This is a genomic window from Serinicoccus shuyuelongi, from assembly GCF_045032955.1.
In the GTDB taxonomy this organism is placed as follows: domain Bacteria; phylum Actinomycetota; class Actinomycetes; order Actinomycetales; family Dermatophilaceae; genus Ornithinicoccus.
In genome coordinates, this window is the sequence record NZ_JBJFZU010000015.1 from 20,552 (window position 1) to 39,925 (window position 19,374).

Consider the following 19,374-nt stretch of genomic DNA (forward strand, 5'->3'; position numbering starts at 1 on the left):
CACGATGTCATCCGGCGGTGACAGCCCGGTCGACGTCGCCTCCGACGGCACGTCGCCGCCCCACTGCGACCACCGCCGCGGCCACCCCGCCGATGAGCAGCGCGATGCCCACCACGTAGAGGGCGACACCGGCATACCCGCCCGGTTGCAGCGCCGGGTTGCCCGGGTCCAGGAACGGGTAGGGGTACCAGGACGACGCCCCCGTGACCGGGTTCGTCACCCACGGCCCGCGGACCAGCGTGTAGACCACCCAGACGATCGGGAAGAGGAGCACCGCTCCCACCGCCGACCAGCGCATCCCCCGCCGGCCGGGGGCCAGCAGCAGGTCCAGCAGCAGCACCAGCGGGCCGACCACGTGCAGCACCTCGTTGGCCCAGAGCACCGTGGTGCCCTGCGGCAGCTCGATCCCGCGCAGCAGGGTGTTGTAGACGACGCCGGTGACCAGCATGTAGGCCGTCACCGACGCCAGCGCCGAGGCCATCGTTCGCGGCTCGCGGGCCTCGGCCGCCTCCCGGGTGCGCCACAGCCAGGCACCGGCCCAGGCCAGCACCACGACCGAGGCGGCGTTCGACAGGATGGTGAAGAAGCTGAAGAAGTTGACCACCGTGGTCGCCATGTCCCGCCCGGCGTCCGCCGCGCCGCTGATGGTCACCCGCGCCTGCGCGAGGACGGCGGCGACGATCAGCAGCGCGGTCCCCACCCGTACCAGGGCCCAGACGCCCCGCCCGATGTTCATGACGGGGAGCCTAGCCCGTGCCGGTCACCGCCTGCTGCGCGCGATCTCGTAGAGCGTGACCGCCGTCGCGATGCCCGCGTTCAGCGACTCGGTGACGTCCGCCATCGGGATCGAGACGATCTGGTCGCAGGTCTCGCGCACCAGCCGGGACAGCCCCTTGCCCTCCGAGCCGACGACCACCACGAGCGGCTGGTCGGCGAGCGCCAGCCCGGGCAGCTGCACGTCGCCGTCGGCGTCCAGGCCGACCACGAAGAAGCCCGCCGACCGGTATGCCTCCAGCGTCCGGGTCAGGTTCGTCGCCTGCGCCACCGGGACCCGGGCGGCCGCACCGGCCGAGGTCTTCCAGGCGGCGGCGGTGAGCCCGGCCGAGCGACGTGCCGGGACCACCACGCCGTGACCGCCGAAGGCACCCACGGACCGGATGATGGCCCCCAGGTTGCGGGGGTCGGTGATCCCGTCGAGGGCCACGATCAGGGGCGCCCCGGGACGCTGCAGGGCGACGAGGTCGTCCGGGTGCGCGTACTCGTACGGCGGCACGGTGAGCGCGAGCCCCTGGTGCACGGCCCCGTCGGTGATCCGGTCCAGCTCGCCGCGCGGGGTCTCCAGCACGGCGATCCCGGCGTCCGCGGCCAGGCTGATGCTCTCCTTGACCCGGTCGTCGGACTCCATCCGGCTGCCGACGTGCAGGACGGTGGCCGGGACCCCGGTGCGCAGCGCCTCGAGCACGCTGTTGCGCCCGGTGACGACCTCGGTCGAGCCCTTGGTGCTGCGGCGCGGGCCGGTGCTCCGGCTCTTCTCGGCCCGGGCGCTCTGGCGGGCGGCCGGGTGCCCGGGTCGCTCCTCGGCGCGCGGGGTGGGGCCCTTGCCCTTCAGCTGCTTGCGGCGCTGCCCGCCGGAGCCGACGAGCATGCCCTTCTTGTTCGTGGTCCGCGTCGCGCGACGCTTCTGGTTGCCTGCCATGTCTCTCCCGCTCGTCTCAGCGCAGCGCCCAGCGGGCGCCCGTCGCTGTGTCCTCGATGACCACGCCGAGGTCGCTCAGCTGGTCCCTGATGGCGTCCGCGGTCGCGAAGTCCTTGTCCTGACGTGCCTGCGCCCGGGCCTGCAGCCGCTCGGCGACCAGGGCCTCCAGCACCTGCCGGCCTCGGTCCTGCCCGCTCTCGGCCGGTTGCCCGGCGCCGGCCGACCAGCCGGGGTCCAGCGGGTTGCAGCCGAGCACGTCCAGCATCGCGACCACCTGCGCCGCGGTATGCCGCAGCGCACCGACGTCCGCGCCGTCACCGCTCCCGGCGCTCCCGCCAGCGCTCCGGGCCTCCAGCAGCTTGTTGCCCTCCCGGACGGCACCGAAGACGACCGCCAGCGCCTCGGAGACGTTGAGGTCGTCGTCCATCGCGGCCCGGAACGCCTCCGGGAAGACCCCGTGGCGTCCGTCCTCCGCACGCACCTCGTCGGTGAGCGCGGCGCCGCTCTCCCCCAGCGTCTCCAGCGCCCGGGTCAGGAAGCCCTCGACCCGCTCCACCGAGGCCGCGGCCTCGGCCAGCGAGCCCTCGCCGTACTCGATCACGGAGCGGTAGTGGACGGCCCCCAGGTAGTAGCGCAGCACCAGCGGCCGGACGGTGCGGGTCAGCTCGGTGACGGCCAGCGCGTTGCCCAGCGACTTGCCCATCTTGGCGCCCTTGACGGTGACCCAGGCGTTGTGCAGCCAGGTGCCGGCGAAGGGCAGGCCAGCGGCCCGGGACTGCGCCTGCTCGTTCTCGTGGTGCGGGAAACGCAGGTCCACCCCGCCGCCGTGGATGTCGAAGGCGTCGCCGAGGTACTTGCGGGCCATCGCCGAGCACTCCAGGTGCCAGCCGGGGCGCCCCCGGCCGGAGGGTGCAGGCCAGCTCGCGGTCTCCGGCTCCCCCTCCTTGTGCCCCTTCCAGAGCGCGAAGTCGCGCGGGTCCCGCTTGCCGCGGGGGTCGGCGTCCCCGGCCGGCTCCATGTCCTCCAGCCGCTGCCGGGTCAGCTCGCCGTACCCCGGCCAGGAGCGCACGTCGAAGTACACGTCCCCGCTGCCGTCCTCCGCGGCATACGCGTGCCCCTTCTCGAGCAGCGTCCCGATCAGCTCGAGCTGCTCGGTGATGTGCCCGGTGGCGCGCGGCTCGTAGGTCGGCGGCAGCACCCCGAGCAGGTCCAGCGCCTTCGCGGTCTCCCGCTCGTGCAGGTACGACCACGCCCACCATGGCCGGTCCGCCTGCGCCGACTTGGTGAGGATCTTGTCGTCGATGTCGGTGACGTTGCGCACCAGCGTGACGTCGTAGCCGTGCCCGCGCTCCAGCCAGCGGCGCAGGATGTCGAAGGCGACCGCGAAGCGCACGTGCCCGATGTGCGGGCTGCCCTGGGTGGTGAGCCCGCAGATGTAGACCCCGACGCATCCCGGACGCAGCGGCTCGAAGGGGCGCAGCTCACGGGTGGCGGTGTCGAACAGGTGCAGGCTCACGAGCATCAAGGCTACCCGGGGGAGGCGCTCGTCCCGATCCGGCGCAGGCTGGCCCGCTCCAGCAGCCCCCAGGAGGAGCTGGTGACCAGGTAGAGCCCGGCGGCCAGGGGCAGCGAGACCACCGCGAGCACGGTGAGGAAGGACATCAGCGGCAGCACCTTGGTCATCTGCTCCATCGAGTCCTGCATGATCCGCTGCTGGTCGCTGAGCTGCGCGGGCGGGACACCGGCGGCCTCCCGGGCCGCCGCTGCTGCCGCCTTGTCCTGGGCCAGGTGGCGGCGCATCTGCCGCGCGGCGAAGGCGGCGACCACCAGGGTGAGGCCGATGAGGACCAGGAAGACCCAGTGGTTCCCGGTCCCGGTGGTGAACAGGTGGTCCGACATCGGGGTGCCGAGGAAGGTGTGGTCCAGCAGCTGGTTGTGCTGGCCGTCGATCTCCTGGGCGGTGAACAGCCGGTAGACCATCGAGAAGACGGGCAGCTGGATGAGGATCGGCAGGCACCCCGGCAGCGGGGAGACGCCCTCCTCCCGGTAGAGGTCCAGGGTCGCGCGCTGCAGCGCCTGCGGGTCGTCGGGGTGCTCGGCGCGCAGCTTCTCCAGGCGTGGCTGCAGGTCCCGCCGGCGGAGGGTGCCGCGCTGCATGCCCCGGTTCATCGGGTGCAGCGCCAGCCGGATGGCGACGGTCAGCAGGACCACGACGAGCGCCGCCGGGACCCACGGGTCGAGGACAGCGAGCAGGTCGTGCAGGTGGATCAGGACGGGGTCGAGGAAGGCGAACATGGGAACTGCTCCTGGGGCGCGGCACACCGGTGGGGTATGCGGGGGGCTGGGTGGTCGTCGGACCGACCCGTCCTCCGTCCCGAGGGCACGACGAGACGTCGCTCGGAGCCGCCGCCCGGGCATCACCCGGGGGCAGGGAGGGGGTCGGGTCAGCCCAGCCCCGGGGCGCGCGGACGTGCCCGCACCCCACGCCGGTCGGGCGCGCTGGAGCGCACACCGGTGGCGCGGCATACCTCGCTGCGGTGCCGCACCGAGGCGGTGCGGGCGCGCAGCGGGACCGCTCCGGACCCGGCGGCGAGGGCCGCCATCCCGGCCACCAGCGCCACCAGCAGGTGCGTCGTGGTGCCGTCCCCGGTCGTGGACAGCAGCGCCACGACCGTGAGCAGCGGCAGCAGCAGGCCCACCAGGGGCAGGTGCTCGATCCGCGGGCTCATGCGCTCCAGGCTACAACCCCACGGCGCAGATCAGGAGCCGTTGTCGAGCCACTCCTGCCGGTGCGGCTTCTCGGCGCCGATGCTGGTGGAGTCGCCGTGACCGGTGTGCACCACCGTCTCCTCGGGCAGCGTCAGCAGCCGGTCGGTGATCGAGGCGACGATGGTGTCGAAGTCGCTGAACGACCGACCGGTCGCGCCCGGGCCCCCCTGGAAGAGGGTGTCCCCGGAGAAGACGACGCCCAGCTCGGGCACGTGGAAGCAGCAGGCGCCCGGCGCGTGGCCCGGCGTGTGCAGCACGTGCAGGGAGACGCCTGCGACCTCGATGACCTGGCCGTCTGACAGGTCCTCGTCCCAGCGCCGGTCGGGGTGGGTGAGCTCCCAGACCGGGGCCTCGTCGGGGTGCAGGTGCAGCGGGGCGTCGACGCTCTCCTTGAGGTCGAAGGCGGCGTCCACGTGGTCGCTGTGCCCGTGCGTCAGCAGGATCGCCCGGACCGTGCGGCCGGCGACGACCTCGGCGATCGCGGCGGCGTCGTGCGGGGCGTCGATGACGACGCACTCGGTGTCGTCACCGAGGACCCAGACGTTGTTGTCGACCTCCCAGCTGCCGCCGTCCAGGTCGAAGGTGCCGGAGGTGGTCCCGTGGTCGATGCGGGCGCTCATGCCGTGGCCTCCTGGGAGGTGGTGGTGCCGTTGTCCATGACGACGACGCTGCGCAGCACGTCGCCGGTGTGCATCTTGTCGAAGGCCGACTCGACGTCGCCCAGCCCGATGGTCTCGGTGACGAAGGCGTCCAGGTCGAAGCGGCCCTGGCGGTAGAGGTCGATGAGCATCGGGAAGTCGCGCGAGGGCAGGCAGTCGCCGTACCAGCTGGACTTCAGCGAGCCGCCGCGGCCGAAGACGTCCAGCAGCGGCAGGGTGACCTCCATCTCCGGGGTGGGGACCCCGACGAGCACCACGGTGCCGGCCAGGTCACGGGCGTAGAACGCCTGCCGGTAGGTCTCCGGGCGGCCCACGGCCTCGACGACCACGTCGGCGCCGTTGCCGCCGGTCAGCGACCGGATCTCCTCCACCGCGTCGACCTGGGAGCTGTTCACGGTATGCGTGGCGCCGAACTTCCTCGCGGTCTCCAGCTTGCGGTCGTCGACGTCCACCGCGATGACGGTGGTGGCGCCTGCCAGCGAGGCGCCGGCGATCGCGGCGTCACCGACCCCGCCGCAGCCGATCACGGCCACCGAGTCGCCGCGGGTGACCTGGCCGGTGTTGACGGCGGCGCCGAAGCCGGCCATCACGCCGCAGCCGAGCAGGCCGGCCGCGGTGGCCGGGGCCTCCCGGTCGACCTTGGTGCACTGGCCGGCGTGCACCAGCGTCTTCTCGGCGAAGGCACCGATGCCCAGCGCCGGGGAGAGCTCGGTGCCGGCCATCTCGTCGCCCTCGGCCAGCGTCATCTTCTGCGCGGCGTTGTGGGTGTCGAAGCAGTACCACGGGGTGCCCTTCGCGCAGGCGCGGCACTGGCCGCAGACCGCCCGCCAGTTGAGGATCACGTAGTCGCCGGGCGCCACCTCGGTGACCCCCTCGCCGACGGCCTCCACGGTGCCCGCGGACTCGTGGCCCAGCAGGAACGGGAACTCGTCGTTGATGCCGCCCTGGCGGTAGTGCAGGTCGGTGTGGCACACGCCGCACGCCTCCACCTTCACCACGGCCTCCCCGGGGCCGGGGTCCGGGACGACGATGTCGACGACCTCGACGTCGGCTCCCTTGCTGCGGGCGATGACGCCCTTGACGGTCTGCGGCATGTGGACCTCCCGGTCGTTGACTGTCCTGCGGTGGCTGTCGCTGCCTCCGCCACTGCCCCCACGGTATGCCGTCCCGCGCCCTCGCGCCCACCACACCTGCGCATCCACCACCGCCCTCCTACCGTGCCCACCCATGCATGTGCGGAAACGGTGTGACACATCCGTCGTAGGGGCGACGGATGTGACACACCGTTCCTGCACAGGTATGCCCTCTGTCCACAGGGGCCTCCACCCGCGCCCGGATCGCGGGAGGCTGAACCCCATGCCGCCGGACCAGCCTGCCTTCCCGAAGATCCCCGGCCAGCACGGGCTGGCCACCTACCGCCAGCTCCGGGAGGCCGGTTGGACCGAGGCGCAGATCCGGCACCGGCGGGCCACGTCGTGGCAGACGCCCTACCCCGGGGTCGTGGTGCCTCATCGCGGCCCCGTCGCCGGGCCCGAGCTGCTCACCGCGCTCGCCCTGTGGGCCGGTCCTGCCGCGGTCCTGACCGGGCTGACCGCCCTCAGCCTGCACGCCGTGAAGGCCCCACCCCCGGCCGTGGCCACCTTCCTGGTCCCGCAGACCGCCCGGGCCCGGGAGCACGGGTTGGCCCGGTCGGTCCGGACCTGCCGCCAGCCGCGGGTCGCGCTCCGCGACGGTCTGCTGGCGGTCGCCCCGGCCGCGCGGGCGCTCGTCGATGCCGTGTGCCTCGAGGCGACCTGCCTCGAGCGGCTCCGGCCTTCCGACCTGGAGGCGCTGACCATCACGATCCTGCAGCGGGGCCTGGCCACGGTCGAGGAGCTGGACGCAGAGCTGTGGCAGCGCCCGCAGGCGGCGGTGACGAGCCTCCGCTCGGGGCTGGAGTCCTTCACCCAGGGTGCCTGGTCCCGTCCCGAGGCGGTGCTGCGCCGGCTCTGGGACGCCCACCCATCGCTCCCGGAGCTGCTGACCAACCGCACCCTGGTGCATACCCCCACCGGGCGCTTCCTGGGGTGCCCCGACGGCTACCTGCCGACGCTCGGTGTCGCGATCCAGGTGCACTCCCGGCAGTACCACCAGGGGATCGACGACCAGGGTGGCGACCGGTGGGCCGCCACCGTGGAGAAGGACTCGGCGATGGTGGGCGCGGGTCTGCGGGTCCTCGGGGTCACCCCCTGGACCCTGCACGCCCAGCCGCGCCGCTTCCTGGCCAGGGTCGAGCAGCTGGTCGAGCTGGGGCCACCCGCGCCGATGCCGCTGGTGCGGCATACCGAACCCGCTGCCCGCCGGTGACCCTTGTGCGGAATCGGTGTGACACATCCGTCGTGCGGGCGACAGATGTGTCACACCGTTCTTGCACAGGCATGACTACACGCCTCGAGTCGGTCCGCTAGGCCGGCACCACCAGGGCGGTGGCGATGCAGGCCACGCCCTCCCCGCGGCCGGTGAGCCCGAGCCCGTCGGTCGTGGTCGCGCTCACCGACACCGCCGCGCCGCCCAGCGCCGCCGACATCGCGGCCGCCGCCTCGTCTCGCCGGGGGCCGACCTTGGGCCGGTTGCCGACCACCTGGACGGCGAGGTTGCCGACGGCCCAGCCTGCCGCCGCCAGCAGCTCGGTGACATGGGCCAGCATCTGCGCGCCGTGGATCCCGGCCATCTCCGGGCGGCCGGTGCCGAACACCGAGCCCAGGTCCCCGAGCCCGGCCGCCGAGAGCAGGGCGTCGCAGGCTGCGTGCGCCGCGACGTCGCCGTCGGAGTGCCCCTCGATCCCGCGCTCCCCTGGCCACTCGAGGCAGGCGAGCCACAGGCTGCGCTCGTCCTCGGCATACCCGTGCACGTCGATGCCGACGCCGGTGCGTGGCCAGCGCGGCGACGCCGGTGCGCCCTCGGCCACCCAGCGGGCGGCCACCTCGAGATCCTGCTGGGTGGTGACCTTCATCGCCCTGACCTCCCCGGGCACCACGCTCACCTGCCCCCCGGCGGCCTCCACCATCCCCGCGTCGTCGGTATGCCGGTTCTCCCCCAACGCCTGCGCGTGCGCCTCGACGAGCGTCTGCCGGCGGAAGCCCTGCGGGGTCTGCACGGCGCGCAGCGTCGAACGGTCGGGGGTGGAGGCGACCCGCTCGACCTCCCCGCCGGTGACGACCTGCTTGACGGTGTCGGTCACCGGCAGCGCAGGCACCACCGCGTCGTGCCCGCCGCGCACCGCGGCGACCACCCGGTCGAAGACGGAGGTGGGGGCGAACGCGCGGGCGGCGTCGTGCACCAGCACCACGTCCACCTCGCCCGGGAGCGCGGACAGCCCGGCTGCGACCGAGTCGGCACGTTCGACGCCACCGGGCACGACCTGGAGGGTCACCCCCCGGCCCGGCGCGGTGGCGTGCTCCTCGAGGGCATCAGAAATGGCCTGCACCCCGTCGTCGGGCGGGGCGACGACGACGACATGGGTGAGCCCGTCGGTGCCGCCAGCCTGCTCGAGAGCATGCACCACCAGCGGTCGCGCGGACGCACCGTCACCGACCCTGACGAGGGCCTTGGGCATCCCCGCACCGAGGCGGGTGCCCCGGCCGGCAGCGACCAGGACGAGCCCGACGCTCAGGAGGCGAGGACCTCGTCGAGCGTGGCCTCGGCCGTGTCCTCGTTGGTCTTCTCGGCGAGCGCGAGCTCACTGACCAGGATCTGACGGGCCTTGGACAGCAGGCGCTTCTCACCGGTGGACAGGCCACGGTCCTTGTCCCGACGCCACAGGTCGCGGACGACCTCGGCCACCTTGATCACGTCACCGGAGGCGAGCTTCTCGAGGTTGGCCTTGTAGCGGCGCGACCAGTTGGTCGGCTCCTCGGTGTGCTCGGCCCGCAGCACGGCGAAGACCTTGTCCAGGCCCTCCTTGCCGACGACGTCGCGGACACCGACCAGATCGCAGTTGTCGGCGGGAACTTCGATGGTCAGATCGCCCTGGGCGACCTTGAGCTTGAGGTAGAGCTTCTCCTCGCCCTTGATGGTCCGCGTCTTCATCTCCTCGATGAGTGCGGCACCGTGGTGGGGGTAGACAACTGTCTCTCCGACCTTGAACGACATCGTGATATTGCCCCTTTCGCGGACCCTCAGAATACCACGCGTGGCGCAGGTCACGTAATCACTGAGACGGCATAACTGCTGGTCAGGGGGTTGACATCACCCATCCCATGTGCTGGGAGGAGCCTGTGAGGACCCGCCCGCGGGCCGCTGGCGGACGCCCCGGAGAGGCGTTCCTGCAGGTGAGCGGTACCGGCGCCCCGCCCCCGCGGGCGCGCGATAGGCTGGCCCGGTGACGACCGCACCGACCTCCCGCACCCGTCGCCGCGCTGCCCTGGCCGCCGCGGCCCTCAGCGCCCTCGCCCTCTCCGGCTGCCAGCTGAACTCCCCCGCCACCACGACGTTCCAGTACGCCCCCGCGGACGGCGTCCAGGTGGACGGCACCGGCTTCGACGTGCGCGACCTGCTCGTGGTCAGCCACGGCGACGGCGCCCCCGCGGTGATCTCCGGGTCGGTCATCAACCAGACCGGTGAGGAGCTGGCGGTCAGCGTCACCGCTGCCGGGACCAGCCTCACCCCCGAGATCACCGTCTCCGGCAACTCCGCGGTCCGGCTGGACGGCACCGCCCCCGACGGCACCCCCGGCGAGCCGCTGGCGCTGCCGACGCTGGACAGCCCCGCCGGGCAGAGCATCGAGATCCGGCTCAGCGCTGCTGGTGAGACGTTGACCGCGAACGCCCCGGTGCTCCTGCCGCAGGGCCCCTACGAGCGGTTCGCGGACGACGCGGGCGGCACGGTGGAGCCGCACTCCATGGAGGACGGCGACCACTAGCCCCGCTGAGGCGTCCAGCCTCGCTCAGGCGTCGCCGCGGGGGACGCTTCCGGGGTAGCGACCGTCGTCACCGGGCAGCGTCTCGTCGTGCCAGACGCCGGTGACCAGGTAGACGACGCGCAGCGCGACCGAGACCGCGTGGTCGGCATACCGCTCGTAGTAGCGCGACAGCAGGGTGGCGTCCACGGTGACCTGCGCCGGCCAGGTCTGCCCGGGCTCGAGGAGCGTCTGGAAGACCTCACGGTGCAGCCGGTCCATGGTGTCGTCGGCCTTCATCAGCTCGGTGGCGCCGCCGGCGTCCTTGCTGCCGATGATCTCCCCGGCCCGCAGCACCATCGCCTCGGCGGTGGTGGCCATCTCGGCGAACAGCGGCCGCAGCGCCTCCGGCAGGGCGTGCGCGGGGTAGCGCAGCCGGGTCAGCTTGGCCACGTGCCGGGCCAGGTCGCCGGTGCGCTCCAGGTCCGAGCTCATCCGCAGGGCCGTCACCATCTGGCGCAGGTCGGTCGCGACCGGCTGCTGGCGGGCCAGCACGTCGATCGCCCGGTTGTCCAGGTCCCGGCGCAGGGCGTCGATCAGCTGGTCGTCCGAGATGACCTGCTGGGCCACGTTCAGGTCGGTCCCCATGAGCGAGGCGGTGGCCCGCTGGAGCGCGGTCGCCGACAGGCGGCTCATCTGCACCAGCTGCTCGCTGATGAGGTCGAGCTCCTCCTGGAATGCGCTGCGCATGGTGATGTGACCCTTTCGGCGTGGAGTGTGCGGTGCTGGCGCCCAGTAGACACCCGGCCCCAGCCTGGACGGTCTCAGGTCGACGTGAACGGCACGCTACCTCGAGGTGAATTGTGCCCTGCCCGGGCCTGCGGGGCACCCCGGCGGTGCACGGACCGGTCTGCGGTCCAGCCTAGGCTGACCCTGTGACACCCCTGAACGCGGGCATCCTCGGCCTCGTCGTCGGCCTCCTGGTCGCGGCCCTGGTCTGGTGGCTGCGCCGACCCGGCACGGACGGGCCCGACGCCGCCGACCTCGTCGACGACCCCTCCCGGCCCACGGTGGTCCCGGAGGGCGCCAAGGAGGTCCTCTCCGTGCTGCGCTCCGGCGCGATCATCGTCGACCGCTCGGCCCGGGTGCGGACCTCCACCGGGACGGCCCTGGCGCTGGGCCTGGTCCGCGGCGAGGACCTCGTCAACGTCCGGCTCCGGGAGCTGGCCGTCCGGGTGCTCGGGCAACGCCGCATCCACGAGGAGGAGCTCGAGGTCTCCCGTGGGCCGGTCGGCCCCGGACGGGTGCTGCTCGGGGTGCGGGTCGCACCCTTCGGCGACGACCTGGTGCTGATCCTGGTCGAGGACCGCACCCAGGCCCGCCGGGTCGAGGAGGTGCGCCGGGACTTCGTGATCAACGTCAGCCACGAGCTCAAGACACCGGTGGGCGGCCTGGCGCTGCTGGCCGAGGCGGTGCAGGGTGCGGCCGACGACCCCGCGGCGGTGGCCCGCTTCGCCGGGCGGATGAAGACCGAGACCGAGCGGCTCACCCGGCTGGTCACCGAGATCGTCGACCTGTCCCGGCTGCAGACCAACGACGTGCTGGCCGACATGGTCATCATCGACGTCGCCGCCTGCGCCACCGAGGCGGTGGAGCAGACCCGCCTGGTCGCCGGGGGCCGGACGGTGGTCGCCGCCCGCGCCGGGGCGCCGGAGGACCTACGGATCTACGGCGACCAGGAGCTGATCACCACCGCCGTGCGCAACCTGGTGACCAACGCCATCGCCTACTCCGAGGACGGCACCCGCATCGGCGTGGTGACCCGCCGCTCCGGCGACCTCGTCGAGGTCTCCGTCTCCGACCAGGGCCAGGGCATCTCGGTCCAGGAGCAGACCCGGATCTTCGAGCGCTTCTACCGGGTGGACCCGGCCCGCTCGCGGCGCACCGGCGGGACCGGCCTGGGCCTGTCGATCGTCAAGCACATCTGCGCCGGCCACGGCGGCGAGGTCTCCGTCTGGAGCGAGGAGGGGCAGGGCTCCACCTTCACCCTGCGGCTTCCCGCGGCGGCCGGTGACACCCGCGCGGTCGGCTCCCCCGCACCGTACCGGCCGGACCAGTACCCGCAGACGACCGAGCACCACGGCGGTGACGCGCCGACCACGGCGTCGTCCGCCGCGACCGACCGACCCCGAGGAAAGGTGACCCGATGACCCGCATCCTGGTGGTGGAGGACGAGGAGTCCTTCTCCGACCCGCTCTCCTACCTGCTCGAGAAGGAGGGGTACGAGGTCACCGTCACCGAGACGGGGACGGACGGCCTGGCGGAGTTCGACCGCAACGGCGCCGACCTGGTGCTGCTGGACCTGATGCTGCCCGGGCTCTCCGGCGTGGACGTCTGCCGGGCGCTGCGCCAGCGCTCCAGCGTCCCGGTGATCATGCTCACCGCCAAGGACTCCGAGGTGGACAAGGTGGTGGGCCTGGAGCTCGGCGCCGACGACTACGTGACCAAGCCCTACTCGGGCCGCGAGCTGCTGGCCCGGATCAAGGCGGTGCTGCGCCGGCTCAGCGAGCCCGAGGAGCTGCTCCCGGCCACCATCGAGTCGGGACCGGTGCGGATGGACGTGGAACGGCATACCGTCCGGGTCGACGGGGAGACCGTCTCGCTGCCGCTCAAGGAGTTCGAGCTGCTGGAGATGCTGCTGCGCAACGCGGGCCGGGTGCTCACCCGCGGCCAGCTCATCGACCGGGTCTGGGGCAGCGACTACGTCGGCGACACCAAGACGCTGGACGTGCACGTCAAGCGGCTCCGGGCCAAGGTCGAGCCGGACCCCTCCAACCCGCGGCACATCGTGACCGTGCGCGGGCTGGGCTACAAGTTCGAGGCCGGCTGAGCCCTACGTGGTGCCCTGGGAGGCGACCTGCTGGATGGCCGCGGCGGCCGCGTCCGGGTCCAGGTAGCGCCCGCCCGGGGTGGTCGGGCGCAGGTCGGCGTCCAGCTCGTAAAGCAGCGGTATGCCGGTGGGGATGTTCAGCCCGACGATCTCGTCGTCGCCGACCCCGTCCAGGTGCTTGACCAGCGCGCGGAGGCTGTTGCCGTGCGCGGCCACCAGCACCGTGCGGCCCGCGGTCAGGTCCGGCACCACCGCGGACTCCCAGTAGGGCAGCATCCGGGCGATGACGTCCTTGAGGCACTCGGTCCGGGGCAGGTCTGCGCCGAGGTCGGCGTACCGGGGATCGGCGGCCTGGGAGTACTCGGCGTCGTCCTCGATGGCCGGCGGCGGGGTGTCGAACGAACGGCGCCAGAGCATGAACTGCTCCTCGCCGAACTTCTCCCGGGTCTCGGCCTTGTTCAGGCCCTGCAGCGCGCCGTAGTGCCGCTCGTTGAGCCGCCAGCTGCGGTGCACCGGGATCCAGTGCCGGTCCGCGACGTCCAGCGCCGTGTTGGCGGTGGTGATCGCCCGGCGCAGCAGGGAGGTGTGCAGCACGTCCGGCAGCAGCCCCTCGGCGAGCAGCAGCTCACCGGCCCGGCGCGCCTCCACGTGACCGGTCTCGGTGAGGTCGACGTCCACCCAGCCGGTGAACAGGTTCGCCTCGTTCCACAGGCTCTCGCCGTGGCGCAGCAGGATCAGGGTGTGTGCGGCCTCGCTCATGCCACCACCCTACCGATCCCGGGGACCGCCCTCCTCCGGCGACCGGGCGTCCAGCGCCTCCAGCTCGGCACGGAACGCCTCCAGGTTCGCGGTGGGCTCCCCCCGGTCCAGCCGCCAGGCCCACTCCCGCCGGATCGAGGTCCAGAACCCGAGCCGCAGCAGCTCGTTGAAGGGGTCGTCGCAGCCCGCCAGCACCGCGCCCAGCAGCTCGTCCAGGGTGTCCTCGTCCAGCCCGGCCAGCGGCACCCGCCCGGTGAGGTAGACGTCGCCGCTGCCGTCCACGGCATACCCCACCCCGGGGAGGCGCAGCGAGCGGCGCAGCAGGTGCCGGTAGAACGCCTCGTGGTTCTCGTCCGGGTTCCGGATGACGAAGGCGCGCAGGTCCAGCGCCCGCTCGCCGACGACCAGCGACAGCACGGTGCGCAGCTTGCGCTCCCCCGGCAGCGTCAGCACCGTCTCCCCGGGCCGGGTGCCCTCCTCCCAGGGCACCTCGAGCGTGTCCAGGTGCCCGCGCAGGCTGACCAGCGGGTCCACGGTCCGGCCTCCCTCACCCATGCAGCACCCCCTGCCGAGTCGCGACGGCCGCAGCGTAGACCTCGAGCAGGGCGTCGACGGTGCGCTCCCAGGAGTACTGCCCGGCGTGGGCCACCGCCCGCCGGGAGTGGTCCTCGCGCCACCCGGGCTCGGCCGCCTGCTCCAGCACGTCCGACATCGCCGCCGCCCAGTCGTCCGGGTCGTGCCCCTCGACCAGCACGCCGACGTCGCCGACAGCCAGCGGCAGGCCCCCCACCCTGGTCGCCACCACCGGGGTCCCGCAGGCCAGCGCCTCGACCGCGACCAGCCCGAATGACTCGTTGTGCGAGGGCACCGCGACCAGGTCGGCGGCCTGCATCCAGGTCGCCAGCTCGCTGCGGGAGACCGGGGGGACGAGGCGGACCTGACCCTCCAGGCCCTCCTCGCGCACCACCCGCTGCAGCGACTCCGGCCGGGCCAGCCCGGAGCCGGAGAGCCCGCCCAGCACCGGGACCACGAGACGCCCGGCCAGCGACGGGTCGCGCCGCAGCATCCGGCCGGCAGCCCGGACCAGCACGTCCGGCGCCTTCAGCGGCTGGATACGCCCGACGAAGAGCAGGACCACCGCGTCCGCGGCCAGCCCCACCCTGGCCCGGGCCTCCGCCCGGTCCCCGGGCCGGAAGGTCTCCAGCGCCACCCCGGGCGGCACCACGTGCACGCTGCCGGGAGGGGCGGCATACAGCTCGGTCAGCTCACGCGCCTCGGCCGGGGTGTTCGCGACCAGCGCGTCCGCCCGGGCGACGACCTCCTCCTCGCCGGAGACGCGGGTCTGCGGCTCGGGGGTGTCCCCGGCGGCCAGCGCCCGGTTCTTCACCTTGGCCATGGTGTGCATCGTCTGCACCAGCGGCACGTCGAACCGGTCGGAGGCGACCCAGCCCACCTGCCCGGACAGCCAGTAGTGCGCGTGGATGACGTCGTAGTGCCCCTCCACCAGGCCCGCCACGTGCCGGGACATGTCCGCCGCGAAGGAGCACAGGTGCCCCGGCAGGGTCTCCTTGCCCAGCGCCTCCAGGGGACCGGCGGTGACGTGGTGGACCACCACCCCCAGGCCCGGCTCCAGGTCGACGCTCTGCCGCTGGGTGGCGCTGGTGGCGCGGGTGAAGATGTCCACCTCGACCCCGCGGCGGGCGAGCCGGGTCGCGGTCTCCACCACGTAGACGTTGAGCCCGCCGGCGTCACCGGTGCCGGGACGCTCCAGCGGGGAGGTGTGCAGGGAGACCATCGCGACCCGGCGCACGGGGCGCGCGGCAGCCGGGGTGGGACCGTCGCTGCTCACCCCGCAAGTCTGGCACGGGCACCCGGTGCGGGCGAGGCGTGGTGGCGGCGACGGCCCGGGAGCGGGCCCTAGGCTGGGGCGGTGCCCGCCCGAGCCGCCCGACCCCGCCCGGTCGGCAGCGTCACCCGCGGGACCACCCACCCCAACCGCCTGCGCCGGGTCGACCGGTGGATGGCGTATGCCCTGCGGGACGTGCTGCGGGGAGCGCCCGGTCCGCCGGTGGTGGTCGACCTCGGCTACGGGGCGTCCCCGGTGACCGTCCTGGAGCTGGCCGACCGGCTGGCCCGGGTCCGCCCGGACGTGCGGCTGGTGGGGGTGGAGATCGACGCCGACCGGGTGCGTCGCGGCCGGCTGCTGGCCGACCCGCCCCGGGTCGACTTCCTGCACGGCGGCTTCGAGGTGCCGCTCCCCGCTGGTGTGGGTGACGGCGATGGCGTAGGTGACGGTGAAGGCGCTGGAGGACGCCCCAGCGTGGTGCGCGCCTTCAACGTGCTCCGCCAGTACGACGAGGGTCAGGTCCTCCCGGCGTGGGGGCGGGTCGTCGGCCGGCTGGCCCCGGGCGGCGCGCTGGAGGAGGGCACCTGCGACGAGCTGGGCCGGCTGGCCACCTGGGTCGACGTGCGCCGGGGACCGGACGGGGAGGCGGTGCCCCGCACCCTGACCCTGTCGCTGCGGCTCGCCGGGCTGGGCCCGCCCTCGGCCGTCGCCGAGCGGCTGCCGAAGGCGCTGATCCACCGCAACGTGCCCGGTGAGCGGGTGCATACCCTCATGCGGGCGCTGGACGACGCCTGGGCACGGCAGGCACCACTGGCCGACTTCGGGGCCCGGCAGCGCTTCGTCGCCACCGCGCGGGCGCTGCGGGATCAGGGCTGGCCGGTGCGCGACGGGGCGGCCCGGTGGCGGCTGGGCGAGCTGACCGTGGACTGGGCCTGCGTCTCGCCGTCACCCGCCGGGGCGGCTCACCAGGGGCCGTAGGGCCCCATGTGCGTGTTCGGCCCGCCCCGGCCCTGCACCGAGCGCACGGCCGGACGCACGTCCGCGAGGTAGACCCCGGCGGCGACCACGGCGACGATGTTGAACAGGTTGAACGGGCTGAACAGGAAGATGAAGCCGATGGCGGTGGCGCCACCGGTGAGCAGCAGCCAGAAGGTCTTGGTGCGCTTGCTCGCCGCGACGAAGGCGTCGGGCCGGGTGCGCGCGCAGTCGACCAGCGCCCAGACCATCATCGCGAAGAGGCCGGCGCCGATGACGATCTGCAGCAGGTTCTGAGCCTCGTAGATGGCTGGCATGCACCCAGTTTAGGCGGTCCGGCTGTCGACGATGACGGTGAAGGGGCCGTCGTTGACCATCTCGACCTCCATCGCGGCTCCGAACCGGCCGGTGGCGACCTCGATCCCCCGGTCGCGCAGGTCCTGCACCACGGCGTCCACCAGCGGCTCGGCGACGGGCCCGGGGGCGGCCGCGCCCCAGGACGGCCGGCGCCCCTTGGTGGTGCTGCCGTAGAGGGTGAACTGGCTGACCACCAGCACCGGCGCACCGGTCTCGGCGACCCCGCGCTCGTCCCGCAGGATCCGCAGCTCGGCGATCTTGCGGGCCACCGTCGCCACGTCCTCGGGGCCGTCCTCGTGGGTGGCCGCGACCAGCGCCAGAATCCCCGGCGCGCCGATCCGGCCGACCACCTCGCCGTCGACCCGGACCTCGGCGCGGGTGACCCGCTGCAGCACCGCCCTCACGGTGCGCCGGGGTCGACCAGGGCCCGGACCGCGCCGACCGGCTCGCCGTGCCCGCGCACCACGGCGCGGGCGTCCAGGGCGTCCAGCACCCGGGCGATCTCGGGGTTGGCCACCCCCACCCCGGCGCCCCGGAGCACGGCGGTCGCCACCACCACCCTGGCCCGGTCCCCGCCGTCGGTGATCTTGACGCTGAGGCCGCGGCCGTCGGCCAGGCCCACGGCATACACCGACTCCGCCCCGTCCTTGGCGATCAGCCCGGGCACGGCGGTGACCAGCTCGGTGACGTCCCTCCCTGTGCCACCCAGGTGGCGCGGGTGCGCGCGCATCGCGTCCGCGACCCGACCCGCGTCGGTGCCCGGGTCCGCCGCCGCCACGGCACCGAAGGCGCGGGCGAGCCCCACCGAGGAGACCGCCAGGGCCGGGGCCCCGCAGCCGTCGACGGTGGTGGCGGCGACGCTCTCCCCGGTCAGCTCTTCGACCACCTCCACCACCAGCCGCTGCAACGGGTGGCCCGGGTCACGGTAGGTCGCCGTGTCCCACCCGGCGGCCACGCAGGCGGCCAGCATCCCGGCGTGTTTGCCGGAGCAGTTCTGCGCCACCGACGTGGGGGTGTGCCCGTCCCGCAGCCACGAGGAGCGCTCCCCCTGGTCGTAGGGCAGGTCCGGGGTGTTCTGCAGCGCGGACTCGTCCAGCCCCACCGAGGCGAGGATCGCCCGCGCGCCGTCCAGGTGCAGCCGCTCCCCGGAGTGGCTGGCGCAGGCGAGCGCCAGCAGCTCCCCCTCCAGCGGGGCACCGGCCCGCAGCATGGCCAGGGCCTGCAGCGGCTTCAACGAGGAGCGCGGCAGGATCGGGGCGTCCACCGGGCCGATCCCCAGGCTCACGGTGCCGTGCGGGTCGGTCAGCGCGACCACCCCGTGGTGCACGGACTCGACGAGACCGTTGCGCACCACCTCGGCGACGACGGGCGCGTGCCCGAGGGGGGATCCGGAGCTCAGCAGGGAGGTCGTAGCCATGGGCCGATCCTGCCAGCCGGAGCGCCCGGTGGGCCTCAGGGGGCGACGACGGCCGTCTGCGCCGCCGACGTCTCCCCGGCCAGCAGGGTGGCGCCCAGGTCCAGGTTGCGCTTGACCAGGGCGAGCGCGATCGGCCCGTCCTCGGCGTGCCGGGCGACGGTGGTCAGCATCCCGACCGCCCGACCGCCCTCGACCGGGGTCAGCTCGGCGCCCGGCTCGGGGATCACGTGGCCGGACCCGTCCAGGTGCAGGAAGACCAGCCGACGGGGCGGACGTCCCAGGTTCTTGACCCGGGCCACCGTCTCCTGCCCGCGGTAGCAGCCCTTGTGCAGGTGCACGGCGGTGCGCAGCCAGTCCAGCTCGTGCGGGATGGTCCGGTGGTCGGTGTCCACGCCGGCCCGCGGGCGCCAGGCCTCGACCCGCAGCGCCTCCGCGGCCCAGGTCCCGGCCAGCGGTCGCTCGCCGACGGTGGCCGCCAGCTCGCCACGGGGCACCAGCAGCTCGCGCCAGGCGCGACCGGTGGCCGGGTGGTCGTCGGCCTCGGGGCCGTAGCAGAAGGTGTCGCCCACCGGCCCCGGCCACGGGTCGACCCAGGCCAGCGGCTCCCCCTCGGCGGCCTCGCGCGCCATCGGCTCGCCGAGGACGGCATACCGGTCGCTCACGTCCTCCACCTCGACCCGCAGCATGAAGCGCATCGACTCCAGCCAGCCGGTGACCGCGCCGGCCGCTCCCGGCTCGGTGGTCAGCCAGGTGGTCGTCCCGTCGTCGACGAGGTGCAGCGCGTGCTCGATGTGGCCCTTGGGCGTGAGCAGCAGCGTCTCCACCGAGGTGCGCGGGGGCAGGTCGGTGAGCTGCTGGGTGGTCAGCGAGTGCAGCCAGCTGAGCCGGTCCGGTCCGGTGACCGTGACCACGCCCCGGTGCGAGAGGTCGACCACCGCCAGCCCCTCGGCCAGCAGTCGCTGCTCACGGTTCGGGTTGCCGTAGTGGGCGGCGACGCCGGCGTCGACGCCGGTGCCCTCGACCGCTCCGTGGCGCTGCAGCAGGATGCTCATCCGTGACTCGTCTCCTCGGGGTGGGGCACAGGTGGGTGGACACCCACGCTAGCCGTCGTCCAGGGGACTCCCTGGTGG

At 73.7% G+C, this 19,374-nt stretch carries 22 protein-coding genes; 5 read left to right on the forward strand and 17 right to left on the reverse strand.

Annotation, left to right across the window (positions count from 1 at the left end):
• Window positions 1-7: 7 nt before the first annotated feature.
• From ACI3EY_RS15730 to ACI3EY_RS15760, 7 genes are all read right to left on the reverse strand, one after another.
• Window positions 8-736, reverse strand: a complete 729-nt coding sequence (locus ACI3EY_RS15730; RefSeq protein ID WP_405041055.1) for a Pr6Pr family membrane protein — start codon at window positions 734-736, stop codon at window positions 8-10.
• Between the two features lie 24 nt (window positions 737-760).
• Window positions 761-1,696 (reverse strand): 23S rRNA (guanosine(2251)-2'-O)-methyltransferase RlmB, encoded by a 936-nt coding sequence (gene rlmB / locus ACI3EY_RS15735; RefSeq protein ID WP_405036244.1) that lies wholly within the window; start codon window positions 1,694-1,696, stop codon window positions 761-763.
• Between the two features lie 16 nt (window positions 1,697-1,712).
• The gene (cysS, locus tag ACI3EY_RS15740; protein ID WP_405041056.1) at window positions 1,713-3,212 is read right to left on the reverse strand and encodes a cysteine--tRNA ligase; all 1,500 of its coding nucleotides are present in this window, start codon (window positions 3,210-3,212) and stop codon (window positions 1,713-1,715) included.
• 11 nt (window positions 3,213-3,223) lie between these two features.
• Window positions 3,224-3,991 (reverse strand): YidC/Oxa1 family membrane protein insertase, encoded by a 768-nt coding sequence (locus tag ACI3EY_RS15745; RefSeq protein WP_405041057.1) that lies wholly within the window; start codon window positions 3,989-3,991, stop codon window positions 3,224-3,226.
• A 149-nt stretch (window positions 3,992-4,140) separates the two neighbouring features.
• Window positions 4,141-4,425: a hypothetical protein gene (locus ACI3EY_RS15750; protein WP_405036241.1), complete on the reverse strand. Its 285-nt coding sequence runs from the start codon at window positions 4,423-4,425 to the stop codon at window positions 4,141-4,143.
• 30 nt (window positions 4,426-4,455) lie between these two features.
• Window positions 4,456-5,085 carry an MBL fold metallo-hydrolase gene (locus ACI3EY_RS15755; RefSeq protein WP_405041058.1) on the reverse strand — a complete coding sequence of 210 codons (630 nt, stop codon included), beginning with the start codon at window positions 5,083-5,085 and terminating at the stop codon, window positions 4,456-4,458.
• The gene (locus ACI3EY_RS15760) at window positions 5,082-6,218 is read right to left on the reverse strand and encodes an S-(hydroxymethyl)mycothiol dehydrogenase (RefSeq protein WP_405041059.1); all 1,137 of its coding nucleotides are present in this window, start codon (window positions 6,216-6,218) and stop codon (window positions 5,082-5,084) included. Before ACI3EY_RS15760 ends, ACI3EY_RS15755 begins: the two co-directional genes overlap by 4 nt.
• Window positions 6,219-6,480: 262 nt before the next feature.
• Here ACI3EY_RS15760 and ACI3EY_RS15765 point away from each other — a divergent pair, with 262 nt between their 5' ends.
• Window positions 6,481-7,470 carry a hypothetical protein gene (locus ACI3EY_RS15765; protein WP_405041060.1) on the forward strand — a complete coding sequence of 330 codons (990 nt, stop codon included), beginning with the start codon at window positions 6,481-6,483 and terminating at the stop codon, window positions 7,468-7,470.
• Window positions 7,471-7,567: 97 nt separating this feature from the next.
• Here ACI3EY_RS15765 and ispD read toward each other — a convergent pair whose 3' ends face one another.
• Window positions 7,568-8,776: a 2-C-methyl-D-erythritol 4-phosphate cytidylyltransferase gene (gene ispD / locus ACI3EY_RS15770; RefSeq protein WP_405041078.1), complete on the reverse strand. Its 1,209-nt coding sequence runs from the start codon at window positions 8,774-8,776 to the stop codon at window positions 7,568-7,570.
• Window positions 8,773-9,255 (reverse strand): CarD family transcriptional regulator, encoded by a 483-nt coding sequence (locus tag ACI3EY_RS15775; protein ID WP_405036237.1) that lies wholly within the window; start codon window positions 9,253-9,255, stop codon window positions 8,773-8,775. The genes ispD and ACI3EY_RS15775 overlap by 4 nt, the downstream gene beginning before the upstream one ends.
• A 229-nt stretch (window positions 9,256-9,484) precedes the next feature.
• On the opposite strand from ACI3EY_RS15775, the gene ACI3EY_RS15780 reads away from it, so the two are divergent.
• Window positions 9,485-10,024, forward strand: coding sequence for a hypothetical protein (locus ACI3EY_RS15780; protein ID WP_405036236.1), 540 nt, complete (start codon window positions 9,485-9,487; stop codon window positions 10,022-10,024).
• Between the two features lie 24 nt (window positions 10,025-10,048).
• On the opposite strand, the gene phoU is transcribed toward ACI3EY_RS15780, so the two are convergent.
• Complete coding sequence (gene phoU / locus ACI3EY_RS15785) at window positions 10,049-10,750, reverse strand: phosphate signaling complex protein PhoU (protein WP_405036235.1); 702 nt, start codon at window positions 10,748-10,750, stop codon at window positions 10,049-10,051.
• A 185-nt stretch (window positions 10,751-10,935) separates the two neighbouring features.
• Here phoU and ACI3EY_RS15790 point away from each other — a divergent pair, with 185 nt between their 5' ends.
• Both ACI3EY_RS15790 and ACI3EY_RS15795 read left to right on the forward strand, forming a co-directional pair.
• Window positions 10,936-12,210, forward strand: coding sequence for a sensor histidine kinase (locus ACI3EY_RS15790; protein WP_405036234.1), 1,275 nt, complete (start codon window positions 10,936-10,938; stop codon window positions 12,208-12,210).
• The gene (locus tag ACI3EY_RS15795) at window positions 12,207-12,890 is read left to right on the forward strand and encodes a winged helix-turn-helix domain-containing protein (protein ID WP_405036233.1); all 684 of its coding nucleotides are present in this window, start codon (window positions 12,207-12,209) and stop codon (window positions 12,888-12,890) included. The genes ACI3EY_RS15790 and ACI3EY_RS15795 overlap by 4 nt, the downstream gene beginning before the upstream one ends.
• Before the next feature lie 3 nt (window positions 12,891-12,893).
• On the opposite strand, the gene ACI3EY_RS15800 is transcribed toward ACI3EY_RS15795, so the two are convergent.
• From ACI3EY_RS15800 to mshA, 3 genes are read right to left on the reverse strand one after another with little or no spacing between them, the layout of a single operon-like run.
• The gene (locus tag ACI3EY_RS15800; RefSeq protein WP_405036232.1) at window positions 12,894-13,649 is read right to left on the reverse strand and encodes a phosphoglyceromutase; all 756 of its coding nucleotides are present in this window, start codon (window positions 13,647-13,649) and stop codon (window positions 12,894-12,896) included.
• 9 nt (window positions 13,650-13,658) lie between these two features.
• Window positions 13,659-14,204 (reverse strand): YbjN domain-containing protein, encoded by a 546-nt coding sequence (locus ACI3EY_RS15805; protein ID WP_405036231.1) that lies wholly within the window; start codon window positions 14,202-14,204, stop codon window positions 13,659-13,661.
• Window positions 14,197-15,498 carry a D-inositol-3-phosphate glycosyltransferase gene (gene mshA / locus ACI3EY_RS15810; RefSeq protein WP_405041061.1) on the reverse strand — a complete coding sequence of 434 codons (1,302 nt, stop codon included), beginning with the start codon at window positions 15,496-15,498 and terminating at the stop codon, window positions 14,197-14,199. Before mshA ends, ACI3EY_RS15805 begins: the two co-directional genes overlap by 8 nt.
• A gap of 81 nt (window positions 15,499-15,579) precedes the next feature.
• Here mshA and ACI3EY_RS15815 point away from each other — a divergent pair, with 81 nt between their 5' ends.
• Window positions 15,580-16,473, forward strand: a complete 894-nt coding sequence (locus ACI3EY_RS15815; protein WP_405041062.1) for a class I SAM-dependent methyltransferase — start codon at window positions 15,580-15,582, stop codon at window positions 16,471-16,473.
• Here ACI3EY_RS15815 and ACI3EY_RS15820 read toward each other — a convergent pair.
• Genes ACI3EY_RS15820 through ygfZ form a run of 4 tightly spaced genes read right to left on the reverse strand, consistent with a single transcriptional unit; the run spans window position 16,458 to window position 19,296 of the window.
• Window positions 16,458-16,787, reverse strand: a complete 330-nt coding sequence (locus ACI3EY_RS15820) for a DUF2516 family protein (RefSeq protein ID WP_405036228.1) — start codon at window positions 16,785-16,787, stop codon at window positions 16,458-16,460. The genes ACI3EY_RS15815 and ACI3EY_RS15820 overlap by 16 nt on opposite strands.
• A 9-nt stretch (window positions 16,788-16,796) precedes the next feature.
• The gene (dtd, locus tag ACI3EY_RS15825) at window positions 16,797-17,231 is read right to left on the reverse strand and encodes a D-aminoacyl-tRNA deacylase (protein WP_405036227.1); all 435 of its coding nucleotides are present in this window, start codon (window positions 17,229-17,231) and stop codon (window positions 16,797-16,799) included.
• Complete coding sequence (locus tag ACI3EY_RS15830; RefSeq protein WP_405041063.1) at window positions 17,228-18,244, reverse strand: asparaginase; 1,017 nt, start codon at window positions 18,242-18,244, stop codon at window positions 17,228-17,230. Before ACI3EY_RS15830 ends, dtd begins: the two co-directional genes overlap by 4 nt.
• 35 nt (window positions 18,245-18,279) lie before the next feature.
• Complete coding sequence (gene ygfZ, locus ACI3EY_RS15835; protein WP_405041064.1) at window positions 18,280-19,296, reverse strand: CAF17-like 4Fe-4S cluster assembly/insertion protein YgfZ; 1,017 nt, start codon at window positions 19,294-19,296, stop codon at window positions 18,280-18,282.
• Window positions 19,297-19,374 lie beyond the last annotated feature (78 nt).

Excerpts from the sequence above, each read along its gene's own strand:
- ACI3EY_RS15730 (WP_405041055.1), bottom strand. The coding sequence starts at position 736 with ATGAACATCGGGCGGGGCGTCTGGGCCCTGGTACGGGTGGGGACCGCG.
- rlmB (WP_405036244.1), bottom strand. The coding sequence starts at position 1,696 with ATGGCAGGCAACCAGAAGCGTCGCGCGACGCGGACCACGAACAAGAAG.
- ACI3EY_RS15745 (WP_405041057.1), bottom strand. The coding sequence starts at position 3,991 with ATGTTCGCCTTCCTCGACCCCGTCCTGATCCACCTGCACGACCTGCTC.
- ACI3EY_RS15750 (WP_405036241.1), bottom strand. The coding sequence starts at position 4,425 with ATGAGCCCGCGGATCGAGCACCTGCCCCTGGTGGGCCTGCTGCTGCCG.
- ACI3EY_RS15755 (WP_405041058.1), bottom strand. The coding sequence starts at position 5,085 with ATGAGCGCCCGCATCGACCACGGGACCACCTCCGGCACCTTCGACCTG.
- ACI3EY_RS15760 (WP_405041059.1), bottom strand. The coding sequence starts at position 6,218 with ATGCCGCAGACCGTCAAGGGCGTCATCGCCCGCAGCAAGGGAGCCGAC.
- ACI3EY_RS15765 (WP_405041060.1), top strand. The coding sequence starts at position 6,481 with ATGCCGCCGGACCAGCCTGCCTTCCCGAAGATCCCCGGCCAGCACGGG.
- ACI3EY_RS15775 (WP_405036237.1), bottom strand. The coding sequence starts at position 9,255 with ATGTCGTTCAAGGTCGGAGAGACAGTTGTCTACCCCCACCACGGTGCC.
- phoU (WP_405036235.1), bottom strand. The coding sequence starts at position 10,750 with ATGCGCAGCGCATTCCAGGAGGAGCTCGACCTCATCAGCGAGCAGCTG.
- ACI3EY_RS15795 (WP_405036233.1), top strand. The coding sequence starts at position 12,207 with ATGACCCGCATCCTGGTGGTGGAGGACGAGGAGTCCTTCTCCGACCCG.
- ACI3EY_RS15800 (WP_405036232.1), bottom strand. The coding sequence starts at position 13,649 with ATGAGCGAGGCCGCACACACCCTGATCCTGCTGCGCCACGGCGAGAGC.
- ACI3EY_RS15805 (WP_405036231.1), bottom strand. The coding sequence starts at position 14,204 with ATGGGTGAGGGAGGCCGGACCGTGGACCCGCTGGTCAGCCTGCGCGGG.
- ACI3EY_RS15820 (WP_405036228.1), bottom strand. The coding sequence starts at position 16,787 with ATGCCAGCCATCTACGAGGCTCAGAACCTGCTGCAGATCGTCATCGGC.
- ACI3EY_RS15830 (WP_405041063.1), bottom strand. The coding sequence starts at position 18,244 with ATGGCTACGACCTCCCTGCTGAGCTCCGGATCCCCCCTCGGGCACGCG.
- ygfZ (WP_405041064.1), bottom strand. The coding sequence starts at position 19,296 with ATGAGCATCCTGCTGCAGCGCCACGGAGCGGTCGAGGGCACCGGCGTC.